We start from the raw sequence: 13,488 nt of genomic DNA, 5'->3' as shown, positions 1-13,488 counted from the left end.
ACCTTTAACAACTGACTGCATGAGCAGCATCGAGTCCCGCTTGAATATCTGCCACCAGATCTTCACCATCTTCGATACCCACTGACAAGCGGATCAGCGTATCTTTTACACCCGCTTCGAGACGAGCTTCTCTTTCCATGGCTCTGTGAGTCATAGTAGCAGGAACCGCCACTAAGCTCTCCACTCCACCGAGACTTTCTGCCACAGAAAAACAACTTAATTTATCTAAAAATGCCACTAATTGATCTTCACTACCTTTGAGCTCAAAACTCAGCATGGCGCCGAAGCCTTTTTGTTGCTTAGCGGCAATCTCATGACCTGGATGATCCTTAAGGCCTGGGTAATACACTTTTTCGACCGCTTCATGACGGGTCAGCAGCGCCAACACTTTTTCCGCATTCGCCTGGTGCTCTCGAATTCGCAGCGCTAAGGTACGCAAGCCACGCAAGGTTAAATAACTATCGAACGCTGAGCCAGTTAAACCTAATGTGTTCGACCACCAATGCAACAGCTCACCCACTTCGGCGTCTTTAGCCACAACTGCACCACCAACCACATCACTGTGACCATTAATATATTTGGTTGTGGAATGAATCACGATATCGGCACCCAATAATAAGGGTTGCTGCAAGATAGGCGACAAGAAGGTGTTATCGACCACCACTTGCGCACCCACCTTATGGCTGGCCTCGGCAATGGCGGCTATATCGACAACACGCAATAACGGATTCGATGGCGTTTCTAGCCACACCATTTTCGGCTGCTGAGCAATGGCATCGGCTAAAGCCTGACTGTCGGTTTGATCCACCACAATCAGTTTAAATGCCCCTTTCTTGGCCAAATTGGTAAATAAGCGATAGCTGCCACCGTAGCAATCGTGGGGCACAATCAGCAGATCTTCAGGCGTTAATAGACTGGTTACCAGAGTGATCGCCGCCATTCCGGTACAAGTGATCACGCCTGTCGCACCTTGTTCTAATTCGGCAATGGCATCACCTAAAATCGAGCGAGTCGGATTTCCTGAGCGACTATAATCGAAATCACGGGGATTTTTATGACCGTCGAAGGAGTAATTGGTGGATAGATAGATAGGCGGAACCACAGCACCGTGTTGAGTATCTGACTCAATTCCCCTGCGAACCGCTGCGGTAGCTAATTTACGCTCTGTCATCTTACTACTCCTAAAATCGAAACTCGGTCAATCTTTATTCAAAAAGAGATGTCTGGACGTCTAAATGTACCTAAGCCAAGCATGAGCGTCAACATATTTAGACGTGTAGACGTCCACACATTTAGAAATCTATTTGCATTTGTCAAAAATTAAAGGCAATAATTTGACTGTAATTTGTAAGGGTATAAAATCTGCCCCGAATTTTTAGAATTTACAGGTGAGTCAATGACTGAGTGGAATGGCGATTACATCAGCCCTTATGCTGAACATGGTAAGAAGAATGAACAGGTAAAAAAAATTACCGTTTCAATTCCTCTAAAAGTGCTGAAGGTATTAACCGACGAACGCACTCGTCGTCAGGTGAATAACTTACGCCACGCCACTAACAGTGAATTACTCTGCGAAGCCTTTTTACATGCTTACACGGGTCAACCGCTACCTCACGATGATGACTTATCTAAAGATAAGCCAGACAGCATTCCAGCGGAAGTAAAAAAACTCATGACCGAAATGGGCATCGAATGGGAAGAACTGGAGTAATCCAGAAACTCACCAATGTGCTAACGTTAAAAGGGATCATCACTGATCCCTTTTTTGTTTCAACAATCCACTTTAAATAGTAATAATCCATTAAGGAAGTGACGATGGCCGATCTGGTTTTTGATCCTAGCATCATAGCACTGGCCTCTTTTATCATATTCCTCGGAGCTTTGACCCAAAGCCTTATCGGTTTTGGCTTAGCCGTGGTCGCATCACCGTTACTCTATCTTGTCGAGCCTGAGCTGGTTCCCGTGCCCATCATCGTCATGGGTTTTTCAATTTCACTACTTACCCTATTTAGAGAACGCGGTGGACTTGAATTTAACGGTCTTCAATATGCTCTGCTAGGCCGATTACCTGGCGGAATTCTCGGTGCCGCCTTACTGGTACTGGCACCACAAGCTATTTTAGGGTTGGCTATCGCCAGCATCGTTGCCCTTGCAGTGATATTAAGCATCTTCAAATTTACCGCGCCCATCACCCGCACCAGCCTGTTTACCGCTGGGTTTCTCTCAGGCGTCTTTGGCACTATCGCAGCCATAGGTGGACCTCCATTGGCTATCTTACTGGCAGGTAAAGATGCAAAACAGTTTCGAGCCGCGCTATCAGCCTTTTTCATCTTTAGCTCAACCATCGCCTTGATCATCTTAAGCTTCGCTGGACTGGTGACCATTCATCATTTCTTTTTATCGGCCTTGTTACTACCCTCGGTGATATTGGGCTATCTGGTCGCTAACCGCTTGGTCGGCCGAGTCGATAAACAGAAAATTAAAATACTCACCTTATTTCTCTGTAGCTTGAGTGCAATTTTGTTAGCCAGTAAGTCGATTGTCGCACTGGCTAACTAAACCTGTCTTGAATTATTGCAGCAGAATGAGCGGCTAAAAATGGTAAGAAGTTTGAATCACGCCACCTAAGGTATCTTCACTTCCCACTAAGCCACTCAGATCAAAATTGAAGGTATTACCGATAGAAAAACCGGTACCGAATGAGTAAACATCTTCAGAAGCATCTTTTAAATCATGACGATAGCCTAAACGCAAAGCGATCCACCCCATAGGTCTAAGTTCACCACCCACACGCCAATATTGAGTATCAGTCTCGTTACTGAAACGCTTATTACTGTTGAGGTCTAAATCAGTGGTCAAGGTATAACTGTTGCCTTCATAGGCAACCCCTGCGGTATAAAGTGGTTCAACGTGATAGGTAAATTCACGATTAAAGTTATTAACGGTATCAACATTATTACTAATCATATTGCGGCCAGACAAACCCACAATAATGTTTTCACTCGGCTGCATGGCGACACCTAAATCGAGGTTTAAACTGGTATCGTCATCGTGATATTTTTCATTATCAAAATCCCCAGAATCAAAATTATTGGCGTTCACCGCATAATTGTAGGTATCGACACGCTGAAACTTAGGTGATATCCCCACCGCGATTGGCATATTCACTATCGACAGCGGAAAACTCAGTGCGACACCTAACTCAGACACACCAGCAGCGACGACAATCCCTTCAGAATCGAGATCCGGGATGGTTCGGGTACTAGTGGAAAGATTTTGTAATGTATCGATATCAGATTGAGCGATATCGGTCATGCCTATAGCATCGATATAGGTCTTATAAAATATCGCCATTGGCATCTTTTCAGTGGGAATAACGATAGACATGCCCAAACCAGCACCAACGATGCCCATTTCACCATCCAATCCCTGCAAGTCATCGATTAAGCTCGCGCGGTAGCGATCAATTGCCGCCGAATCATTAGCACTTATGGCGTCATCTAGTCTATCGTAAGAGTCTTGAAGATCATCGAATTTATCATTGAAACTATTAAGGTTTGTCGCTTCTGCGGCAATCATCGGCAACATCATCAGTCCGCTTGAACTGTCATATTGCGGTGCATGCACGGCCAATAATGCCGGATTAATAAAAGCCGCACCTTCCCGATTCGAGGCAGCTACAGCCGAGCCGCCCATTGCGACGCTACGAGCTTCATAATATTGCTGACCAGCCGATGAAGTGACAGAAAAAACACACAATAGCAATGCGAATAATGCAGTAAAGAGCTTCATTCTATATTCCCTAATCGTTATTGTTTTAATGATCGTGCAGCGAGATTTAAAAATAGTCCATTATGAGCAACTTTGGAGTTCTCAAACTTAAAAAATCACAAAATTATTCTAACAAAATCTGATTACAGTTTGATAACAATCCGTCACAACCTCTCCCACCATAATAAACAATCTGCATTACCCCGCCTTAATTTAGTGCCTGCTAAACTAATAATCTGTGAACTAAATCATCGTGATTTTTGCACCTCACTCCTCTACCCACTATAAAAATGAAATTAAAAAATAAATATAAACATACACTTAAATAATATCAATTAGATTTTTATTAATGATATTTTTATCAATTAGATTTTTTTAATGAAAGTGATCAACCTCAAATTAACATCTAAATCCTTTTGATAAATTTTCCAACAAGAAACAAACATCTTGTTTCATATCAAATAGGCCATTTCCAGAAATGGCTAAGGAAAAGATGATGAATAACCTGCTTAAACTGACAACCTGCTTAATGCTCACTCTCTCACTCGGCGCGCAAGTCTACGCCGCCGATGGCGGAAACCCTAAAAAAGGAAAACACCTCTACAAAAAACAATGCAAAGTCTGTCACAGCGAAGGTGACACCGCTGGAGAACTCACCCCCATGAGCAAAACCATGAGCCAATGGGATCGCTTCTTCGAACGAGATATGCATAAAAAAGATCCACAAGTATTTGAAAAAATATCGGAAAAAGATCGCTTAGATATTCAACAGTTCCTTTATGACCATGCGGCCGACTCAGATCAGCCTCAAACCTGTGGTTAACCAAAGCGCCCTCATTTAATGCATCTTGATCCATAGGGAGAGATCCAATGCGTACTCTACTTTCACTATTAATTGCCAATGCGTTAGCGTTTTCTGGCAGCGTTTATAGCGCAGAGCAAGAACAACAAAAAATCGACCAACTCAAACAACAACTGGCAGAATTATCTGAAGAAATCGAAGATCTAAATAGCCGTGTAGATAAAAACGAACGTCACACTTCCCTCGATAGACTCGAAATCACCGGTGATTTTCGAACAAAAGCCCATTCACTCCATTACCGCAATGTCACCTGGAATCCAGCGATCAAAGTCGACTTCAACGACTTTGGCCAAAAAGCTATGTCGGGTGCCTTTGGTATGCCCAGCGATCCAGACTCACCATTAGGACAGATGTTAGCCGCAAATCCATCGCTGGCTAGCGCATTTCAAAGTGGCATGTTGCAAGGTGTAATGCCTTACGTCCTAGCCCCAAGTAACACCCAAGATATCGACAACGATATTTTGTATACCACTCGTTTGCGCCTAAACCTCAAAGCTAAGGTTTGGGACAATGTTGGATTTGCCGGGCGACTCAGTATGTATAAAAACTGGGGCGACTCAACAGGCACCCAAGTGTTTGATTCTTGGCGTTCATTTACTATGGACGGCACCAGCAGCGGCAACACTAGCGGCGATTGGCTCAGAGTCGAACGCGCCTATTTCGACTGGAAAAACATCGGTGGATCAAATACCTACTTATCTATCGGTCGTCGCCCCTCGACTTACGGCCCACCATCCCACTATAGAGAAAACGAAAAACGCGGCGGTACACCTTCAGGCCATTTAGTGAACTTCAATTTCGACGGTGCCACCCTTGGCTATAACTTGGGCGATATCACAGGTATCGAAGGCCAAGTAGTGCGCTTCTGCTATGGCCAAGGTTTCGAGTCCCAATGGGGTAATGGTGAAATGTTTGGTGACATAGTCACTAAAGATACTCACCTTGGTGGTTTTAATATTGATGCCATCAATGATGGTAATCACTTCCTGCAATTCACCCTGTTTGGCGCCAAAGACATCAACGATGGCTTTAAAGGCACCATGGCATTTCCAACTCAATTGGCGGGAATTTTTGCTCCCACCATGTATCAAGACTTACAAAAGTTCAGCAACTTCAACTTCCAAACCCGAGTTCAGCCTAGCGGTGTCATTGGCGATATGTACTTAGGTGGCGTTGGCTATGCCTATGAAAGTGATGAAGAGATGAAGTTCTTCGCCTCTCTAGGTTGGACGCGCGCCGAAGGTAACGGCAATGCCGGTATGTTTGGCGGCATGTTAAGTGATGCCATATTCGAAGCACAGCTGAATGCCGATGGCAGTGAAATAATCATGATGCCAAGTGCGGCCGACAGTGACGATAGCAAAGATGGTTATGGGGTTTATGTGGGTATTCAAATCCCAGCCCCGTACGGTAAATTCGGCTTGGAATATAACTATGGCTCCAAGTATTGGACACCTTTTACACAAGCTCAAGATGACCCAATTGGCAGTAAATTAGCTACCCGTGGTCACGTCGCAGAAGCCTACTATATGTTTGATATCAACCCTCGAATGTTCATCAAACTCGCAGGACTCTATTACGACTATGAGTACACAGGTAGTGGGACACCTGTGGGGGCTCCGCAGAAGATAGATGATGTCATTCAAGGCACCGCTTATTCCATGCTGCCTGTTGTCGATACTGCCTACGATGTTAACGCATCGCTAGTGGTTAATTTCTAAATCTACACTCCCTCGGCTTCGGCCGAGGATAGGGACTATTCGATGAAAACACGACTCTATTTTGTTTCGATGATTACCGCAGTGGGTTTAGCCGTCGCCAGCTTTAATTCCGCCGCCGAAAATCCACACAAGCAAGTGCTACAGGGGCCATTTACTCAAGGTTCGCAAGTAACACAGCAATGTATTAGCTGTCATGAAGAACATGCTAAAGACTTTATGAAATCCTCCCACTGGACCTGGGAACTTGAACAGGAATTACCCGGAAGAACCGTTAAACGCGGCAAGAAAAATGCCATCAATAACTTCTGTACGTCTATTTCAGGAAATGAACCAAGATGTACCAGTTGTCATGCTGGCTATGGTTGGAAAGACAATGACTTCGACTTTACCGATATGACCAAGGTCGATTGCCTTGTGTGTCATGACACCACAGGAACTTATGTCAAAGATCCCGCCGGTGCAGGCGAAGTCTTGGCTAAAGTAAACTTGGAACGTGTGGCGCAAAATGTGGGGACTCCGGTACGAGATAACTGCGGAACCTGCCACTTTTATGGTGGCGGCGGTGATGCGGTTAAACATGGTGATTTAGACTCATCTATGGCCTACCCTGACAAGACAACCGACGTTCACATGGATAGCGACGGTAATGACTTCCAATGTCAAACCTGTCATGCCACCGAGAAACACCAAATCAGTGGTAATGCCATGGGTGTCTCGCCAGGTGGCACTAACGATATTGGCTGTGAAAACTGTCATGATAGCGCGCCGCACAGTAACAAACGTCTCAACACCCATACTGCCAGCGTGGCTTGTCAGACTTGCCATATTCCTTTCTTCGCTCGTAACGAGCCCACTAAGATGAGCTGGGATTGGTCAACAGCAGGCAGTGATCAGCCAGAAACCGTAGACGAATACGGCAAGCATACCTTTATGAAAAAGAAAGGCAGTTTCGTTTGGCAAAAGATGGTTCAACCAGAATACGCTTGGTATAACGGCAAGGCCGATGCCTACATGGCGGGTGACAAGATGGATCCAAGCAAGGTGACCAAACTCAGTACACCACTGGGCGACATCCAAGATCCTAAGGCCAAGATCTACCCCTTTAAAGTACATAGAGGCAAGCAGATTTATGACAAGAAACTAAACATTTTTGTCACTGCCAAGGTCTATGGTAAAGGCGGTTACTGGAAAGACTTTGACTGGGATAAAGCCGCAAAACTAGGTATGGAAGCAAACCAAGCCCTCGCCGAAAAAGGCATAAGCTACAGTGGTGAACATGGTTTTGCTGCAACCGAAATGTGGTGGCGAATCAACCATATGGTTTCACCTAAAGATCAAGCGTTGCAATGTAACGACTGCCACAACAAAGGCACTCGTATGGATTGGCAGGCGCTAGGTTACCAAGCTGACCCAATGAAACACAAACAAGGACAGCGTCACGCTAAATAAGCGTTCAACTTCACGTGACTCTGATAATCACTATGGCTCTGACACTCGCCAGAGCCATATTATGCCAATCCGTATAATCCCTTTGATACCATAGAAATCTTCAGTGATCCCCCCTCTCAGGAGTCTTAACTGAACTCTCAATTCGCCTTTTATTACCGACAAACCAACTGGGTAGTTATGCAGTTAATATAAATTATAAATCAACACATTTCGCAACCTATCAGAAACAGATGCAGCATAAATACTAAGCAATTGTATTAACTGTATAAACTAATAATAATTTGAAAACAGTTTGTTAATACATAAGCGATCGCTAATGATATTTAAAACAACCCACTACAGGGACATCAAACATATTTTTCAAAGCATTTACATTTAGCTTGATTATTAAAAAATCGTCATCGATTTGCCATGTAAATAGTGATCTAAAACACATCTAAAACTGTACAATCTTTGCATGATAACAAAAGGAGGTAGGGATGATTAAAATCCGATTTTTATATATAAATTAGAATGATTTGTCAGATTTACACACCTTTTTGTTAATGGTAATGTTAACGAATGAAAATTTGTATAAATAGGTAATTTAGGCTGATATGTTGTCCTGGGCCCAAAAATAATGACTCAATCGTTTCGTCTTTTATTTAAAAATAAGTCGTTTACCGAGCTCTTTCTGTCGTCGACACTGATTAATTTGTTGTCGCTAGCGCTGCCTTTTACGATTTTACAAATCTATGATCGTATCCTTCCCAATGAAGGTTATGGTACGGCAACGGTATTAGTTATCGGCGTGAGTTTGGCGATTTTGCTCGAACTTTTATTACGTTACACTCGCAGCTGGCTGTTGGGTGCATCGGCGGCTAACTTCGAATTGCAATCGACTAAGAAGCTGGTTGAGCGCTTACTGAAAGCCGATTATCACCATATCGAGTCATTAGGCACAGGTAAGGTTTTCCACGGCCTCAACAGTATTAGTTCCATGAGAGAAATCTACTCAGGCCAAGCGGCTGTAGCCTTGATGGACTTTCCTTTCGTGCTCATTTTCCTCGCGCTCGTTGCCTATATCGGCGGCCCGCTAGTGTTTATTCCGATATTAGTGTGGTTAATTGCAGGGTTTAGAGTGTGGAAAATCAGCCAAAAACTCACCGTAGCCACTAAAGAACTCAACATCAGCGAAAACGAGTTTACGCGTTTACTAATGCTAGTGTTATCTGGGCTAAGCACCACCAAGGCGATGGCGCTAGAGTCACGTATTACTTACACCTATAAAGAGCTCAATCATAAACGTCTTGCACAACAGGCCGAAGTAGATTGGCTTTCTTCACATCTGCAAGAAACTATTCAAGGTGCGTCTCAGGCCACTACATTAGCTTTAGTGTTGATCGGTTGTTTTGAAGTGTTAAATGGCGACCTCACCACGGGTGGATTAGCCGCCTGTTCGATTCTCGCGGGCCGTGCCGTCGCGCCTCTAAGTGCCATAGGCAGTCTGCGAGCCAAATTTATCTCGGCTCAAAGTGCCATGGATGAGGTCAACCAATTGGTTGCTGCGCCGCAAGAATCTTTTAATGGTAAAACCCAATACCAACAAAAATTACCCCATGGCCCCATCAGCTTCAGCCAAGTAAGTATCCAACAGCCGAATAAACAACTGACAGATATTAATCTTGAGATCCCTGCCGGAACTATGGTGACACTCAGATCTAACCCGCTTACTAATGCCAGTTTATTGCTTAGCACAATTGGCGCTTATCAGCAGGTAGAACAAGGTGAAATCACCATTGCAGGTGTTGCACAAAAAGATCATGACGCTAATGAATATCGCCAATCTATCTGTTATGTCGCACCTTGGGCCACACTATTTAATGGTTCGATTCTTGATAATTTGACCCTATTCAGGCATGAAAGAAACACCTACGCCATGGAGTTAGCACACCAATTAGGTTTGTCAGAAGTCATAGCACAACTGCCTTCTGGCTATCAAACCATTGTCGGTGGTAACAATAATCAGCTGCTCAATAAGGGAACCGTGAAATTAATAGCTATGGTAAGAGCCCTTTCACAATCACCCTCTATACTGCTACTCGACGAGCCTATGGTGTCGCTCGATGTTGAGTCTCAAGCACGTTTATTGTCACTACTGCAGCAACAGAAAGGTGAAATGACCATTCTTATCAGCTCTTACTTTACTGAGATAGCCAACGTCAGCGACTTCATCATCGATATCTCGCAATCAGGTCACGCCAAGATGACCGCCAACAAGGGGGCAATTAATGGATAGCGCATTAAACCAAAGCCACTGCCCCAAATCGTTACTGGTTAACCTATTCAAACAGTTAGGCTTAAGCGTACAGGCGAGCAATATTGAGAGCGGAGATTTAAAAGAGAGCCTTTCGCATCTCGAAATCTACATCTTGTTGAAAAAACATCATGTAGCAATCAATGTGCACACTTTAGATAAAAACCTGCTGATACATACTGTGTATCCTTTTATCTTATTGCCTGAAACGGGCGAGCCTTGTGTGGCACGTCGCAGCGAACAAAAGTTTCAATATTTAGCCGAAAACGGCAAATGGGAAGCCTTAGAGACACTACCAACCGACGGGCGTGTGTTTATCATCGAAAGTCTGCCTTCGGCTGATAAAAAAGTCAGTTTATTTACTTCCCATTTAAAGAAACGGAAAAAATGGTTTAAACCAATTTTCTGGTTAAGTTTATTGTCTAGCGTGACCGGATTGGCCATTCCAATATTTACTATGGTGGTCTATGACCGTGTTATCGGTGGACAAGCGCCGAATATTCTGCCCGAAATCGCCTTGGGTGCGATATTAGCGCTGGCTATCTTTATCTCAAGCCGGCTAATAAGAGCATATATGGTGTCGGTGGCCAGTAACCGTTTTGCACGAGATCTCTCAGGCATCACCTTTAACCGCCTACTCAGTATGCCGCTGACCATTCTGTCTCGGGTCGGTGTCTATAACCATCTGTCGCGTCTACGTAATGCAGAGAAAGTCCGTACCCTAATTTCAGGGCCTGGCGGCGCGGGATTAATCGACCTGCCATTTACCCTAATCGCGTTAATTACCATAGCGGCATTAAGTGGTTGGTTAGTCTTGGTTCCTCTGGTGATGTTGCTGTTGTTCTACCTGATAATGAAAGGGCTAAATAAGTTTACTCAATCAGCCGCACCTAAGATCGGTACTGAGTATCAAAACAGCTTGAGCGAACTTTCACGTAATCTATTAGATCTGAAAAAAGCCGGTGATACCGAAGGCTGGTATACCCAGTTCCTGCGCCGTACCAAAGAAAATAGTCGACAAAATTTCTTGTACGCGCAGCGTAGCGGCTTACAGCAAGCCGTAGCTCATGCTATGGGCCTATTAACTGCCCTAGCAACGGTATTCTCGGGCATCTTCTTAGTGCTTAATCAGACAATTTCATCAGGGGCTTTAATTGCTTGTGTGATGCTGATTTGGCGCATTACTGGCCCAGCGCAGATGGCGTTCTCTTCACGCCAAAAACTCTCCATGATGGATAACTCGGTGAAGCAATTTGACCGTTTTATGGAAGTGACGACTGAGTTTAATGATCTTAGATTAGATATCCCAAACATGGATAAAGCCCCTGCTATCTCGGTCAAACACCTCACGCTTCGTTACAGCGCAGATACTGAGTCAGCCTTATCAGGGGTGAGTTTTGATGTTGAGCCTGGCGAAATTGTGGCCATTATTGGCCCCAATGGTTGTGGTAAAACCTCATTATTACTATCGACTATCGGGCTCATCGATGCCCAAGCGGGCTATGTGACCATTAACGGCAAAAACCTCAAACAATATGACCCAGAAGCATTTCGTCAATGGGTAGGCTATGGCTCAGACGCCAGTGAACTCTTACCCGGCACCATAGCGGATAACTTACGTTTGGCTAAACCCAATGCCACCGATAAAGAGTTACGCCAAGCCATTATTGATGCCGGTGGTGAACACTTCTTACAGACTCTAGATAACGATATCGATACTGAAGTCTTATCCAATAAGGACAATATGTTTTCTGGCATCGAAGGCGGCTATCGAGGTTATCTCAGCTTAACCAGAGCCTTGTTAAAACAATCCAAACTTTTGGTCATCGATGAACCGATTGCTAACCGTAACCCCAGCTCTAAAAAAGCGTTCATAGAGACCCTTAAAAAACTCAAAGGCAACACCACAATTTTATTTACCAGCCATGATCAAGAGCTTATACAACAGGCTGATAAAGTAGTTATTTTAGATAAAGGCGCAGTGGTCTATGCAGGCCCAATTCCTAATCAAGAAGCAGAGAATGCTGACGTGCCTGCAACATCGATTCCGGAGACTTCAAAATGAATGATCGCCAACTAACACACCGTTCATGGCCAGAACATGAATTTACCGAAGCCATTGAAGCGCCAGCTGAAAAAAAGGCGATTAAACAAATCACCCTGTTTACCGCCAGTGTCGTTCTGATCATGTTTATTTGGTCTGTATTTACCAATATCGAAGAGATCGCTGTAGCGCCAGGACAAGTGGTGCCTTTGGGCCATAGACAAGTGATCCAAAGCCAAGTGGGCGGCACTATCGCCTCGATTGAGGTTGCCGAAGGCGACTTAGTTAAAAAAGGCGATGTGGTGGCTAACTTTGTAGCCACAGACAGCCAAGCCGTAGCCGAAGAGTTACTCAGTAAACAAGCCAACTTAGAGCTAAAAATAGAGCGATATAACGCCTTCATCGAACAGCGAGATGCCAAGTTCGACGCATACCTGATTGACTACCCAACACTGGTTAACGAGCATCGACAAAGCTTGATCAGAATGAACGAAGAGCGACAAGCTATCATTGAGCTTTCGTTATCAGATATCGCCAAGTCTAAAGCGGAATTAAACAGCCTTGAGCAAGAATTGCCTTCACTAAAAAACCAGATTAAGTCGGCTAACCAAACCTTAGACATGATGAATTCGGTTAAAGAAGCTCAGGCAGTTTCTAAATTAACCATGCTAGAGTCGCAACAAAAACTAGACTCTTACGTTCGCGAGCTAAAAACCCTGGAAGGTAAAGAAGCTGTTCTCAATCGTAATATTGAGAACTTACAAAAGCAGCTCGAACAAAAACAAGCCACATTACGGAAAGAGGTTGTTGAAAAACGTACCGAGGCTCAGGCCGAATTACTGGGTGTTATCGCACGCTTAAAATCGTCCGATTCACAGGTACAACAGACCACAGTGATCTCACCCGTCGATGGCATAATTCAATCTATCCCCACAAACTCTTCCGGCAGTGTTATCCAGCCCGGAGGTACAGTTGCGGTTATTGTCCCCACCACACCTACCGCCTTACTCGAAGCCAAATTGTCACCTAGAGACATTGGTTTTGTGACCGTAGGGCAGAAAGCCAGAATCAAAATTGATGCTTTCGATTACAGCCGCTATGGCGCCATTGATGGTGTTGTAGAGCGGATCTCACCCAGTACCGACTCCGATGAAAAGGGTGGCGTATACTATAAGGTGAAGATAGCCATCGAAAAGCCCTATTTTGGTGACGAACCAGGCAAATTGATGCTCATCCCCGGGATGACAGGCGAAGCCGACATCGTCACAGGTGACAAAACTGTATTCCAATACTTGTGGAAACCCGTATTTACCAACGTCACAGAAGCCTTTGGTGAGCGTTAGGA

Annotated in this window: 10 protein-coding genes; 8 read left to right on the top strand and 2 right to left on the bottom strand. The window is 44.5% G+C overall.

What is annotated here, in order from left to right:
• Positions 1 to 4 precede the first annotated feature (4 nt).
• Complete coding sequence (gene metB / locus L1D21_RS01255) at positions 5 to 1,171, bottom strand: cystathionine gamma-synthase (protein ID WP_239843414.1); 1,167 nt, start codon at positions 1,169 to 1,171, stop codon at positions 5 to 7.
• Between the two features lie 225 nt (positions 1,172 to 1,396).
• Between metB and metJ the strand changes: the two genes are divergently transcribed.
• Together metJ and L1D21_RS01245 are read left to right on the top strand one after the other, a co-directional pair.
• Positions 1,397 to 1,711, top strand: a complete 315-nt coding sequence (gene metJ / locus L1D21_RS01250; protein WP_220062133.1) for a met regulon transcriptional regulator MetJ — start codon at positions 1,397 to 1,399, stop codon at positions 1,709 to 1,711.
• Positions 1,712 to 1,815: 104 nt separating this feature from the next.
• Positions 1,816 to 2,559, top strand: a complete 744-nt coding sequence (locus tag L1D21_RS01245; protein ID WP_239843413.1) for a sulfite exporter TauE/SafE family protein — start codon at positions 1,816 to 1,818, stop codon at positions 2,557 to 2,559.
• Positions 2,560 to 2,592: 33 nt separating this feature from the next.
• Here the strand turns inward: L1D21_RS01245 and traF are convergent, their stop codons facing one another.
• Complete coding sequence (gene traF / locus L1D21_RS01240; protein WP_239843412.1) at positions 2,593 to 3,792, bottom strand: conjugal transfer protein TraF; 1,200 nt, start codon at positions 3,790 to 3,792, stop codon at positions 2,593 to 2,595.
• Between the two features lie 472 nt (positions 3,793 to 4,264).
• Here traF and L1D21_RS01235 point away from each other — a divergent pair, with 472 nt between their 5' ends.
• From L1D21_RS01235 to L1D21_RS01210, 6 genes are all read left to right on the top strand, one after another.
• Positions 4,265 to 4,594: a cytochrome c gene (locus L1D21_RS01235; protein ID WP_239843411.1), complete on the top strand. Its 330-nt coding sequence runs from the start codon at positions 4,265 to 4,267 to the stop codon at positions 4,592 to 4,594.
• Between the two features lie 47 nt (positions 4,595 to 4,641).
• On the top strand, positions 4,642 to 6,354 hold the full coding sequence (locus L1D21_RS01230) for a DUF3373 family protein (protein ID WP_239843410.1): 1,713 nt from the start codon (positions 4,642 to 4,644) through the stop codon (positions 6,352 to 6,354).
• A 69-nt stretch (positions 6,355 to 6,423) separates the two neighbouring features.
• On the top strand, positions 6,424 to 7,803 hold the full coding sequence (locus tag L1D21_RS01225; protein WP_239844162.1) for a tetrathionate reductase family octaheme c-type cytochrome: 1,380 nt from the start codon (positions 6,424 to 6,426) through the stop codon (positions 7,801 to 7,803).
• 619 nt (positions 7,804 to 8,422) lie between these two features.
• Positions 8,423 to 10,081, top strand: coding sequence for an ABC transporter transmembrane domain-containing protein (locus L1D21_RS01220; protein WP_239843409.1), 1,659 nt, complete (start codon positions 8,423 to 8,425; stop codon positions 10,079 to 10,081).
• Positions 10,074 to 12,164 carry an ATP-binding cassette domain-containing protein gene (locus L1D21_RS01215; RefSeq protein WP_239843408.1) on the top strand — a complete coding sequence of 697 codons (2,091 nt, stop codon included), beginning with the start codon at positions 10,074 to 10,076 and terminating at the stop codon, positions 12,162 to 12,164. The genes L1D21_RS01220 and L1D21_RS01215 overlap by 8 nt, the downstream gene beginning before the upstream one ends.
• Complete coding sequence (locus tag L1D21_RS01210) at positions 12,161 to 13,486, top strand: HlyD family type I secretion periplasmic adaptor subunit (protein WP_239843407.1); 1,326 nt, start codon at positions 12,161 to 12,163, stop codon at positions 13,484 to 13,486. The genes L1D21_RS01215 and L1D21_RS01210 overlap by 4 nt, the downstream gene beginning before the upstream one ends.
• Positions 13,487 to 13,488: the final 2 nt, after the last annotated feature.

The organism is Shewanella sp. Isolate11, from assembly GCF_022398315.1.
Lineage (GTDB): Bacteria > Pseudomonadota > Gammaproteobacteria > Enterobacterales > Shewanellaceae > Shewanella.
This window is presented reverse-complemented; position numbering and strand designations above follow the sequence as displayed.

Coding starts and splice junctions, on each gene's coding strand:
- metB (WP_239843414.1), bottom strand. CDS start 1,171: ATGACAGAGCGTAAATTAGCTACCGCAGCGGTTCGCAGGGGAATTGAG.
- metJ (WP_220062133.1), top strand. CDS start 1,397: ATGACTGAGTGGAATGGCGATTACATCAGCCCTTATGCTGAACATGGT.
- L1D21_RS01245 (WP_239843413.1), top strand. CDS start 1,816: ATGGCCGATCTGGTTTTTGATCCTAGCATCATAGCACTGGCCTCTTTT.
- traF (WP_239843412.1), bottom strand. CDS start 3,792: ATGAAGCTCTTTACTGCATTATTCGCATTGCTATTGTGTGTTTTTTCT.
- L1D21_RS01235 (WP_239843411.1), top strand. CDS start 4,265: ATGATGAATAACCTGCTTAAACTGACAACCTGCTTAATGCTCACTCTC.
- L1D21_RS01230 (WP_239843410.1), top strand. CDS start 4,642: ATGCGTACTCTACTTTCACTATTAATTGCCAATGCGTTAGCGTTTTCT.
- L1D21_RS01225 (WP_239844162.1), top strand. CDS start 6,424: ATGATTACCGCAGTGGGTTTAGCCGTCGCCAGCTTTAATTCCGCCGCC.
- L1D21_RS01220 (WP_239843409.1), top strand. CDS start 8,423: ATGACTCAATCGTTTCGTCTTTTATTTAAAAATAAGTCGTTTACCGAG.
- L1D21_RS01215 (WP_239843408.1), top strand. CDS start 10,074: ATGGATAGCGCATTAAACCAAAGCCACTGCCCCAAATCGTTACTGGTT.
- L1D21_RS01210 (WP_239843407.1), top strand. CDS start 12,161: ATGAATGATCGCCAACTAACACACCGTTCATGGCCAGAACATGAATTT.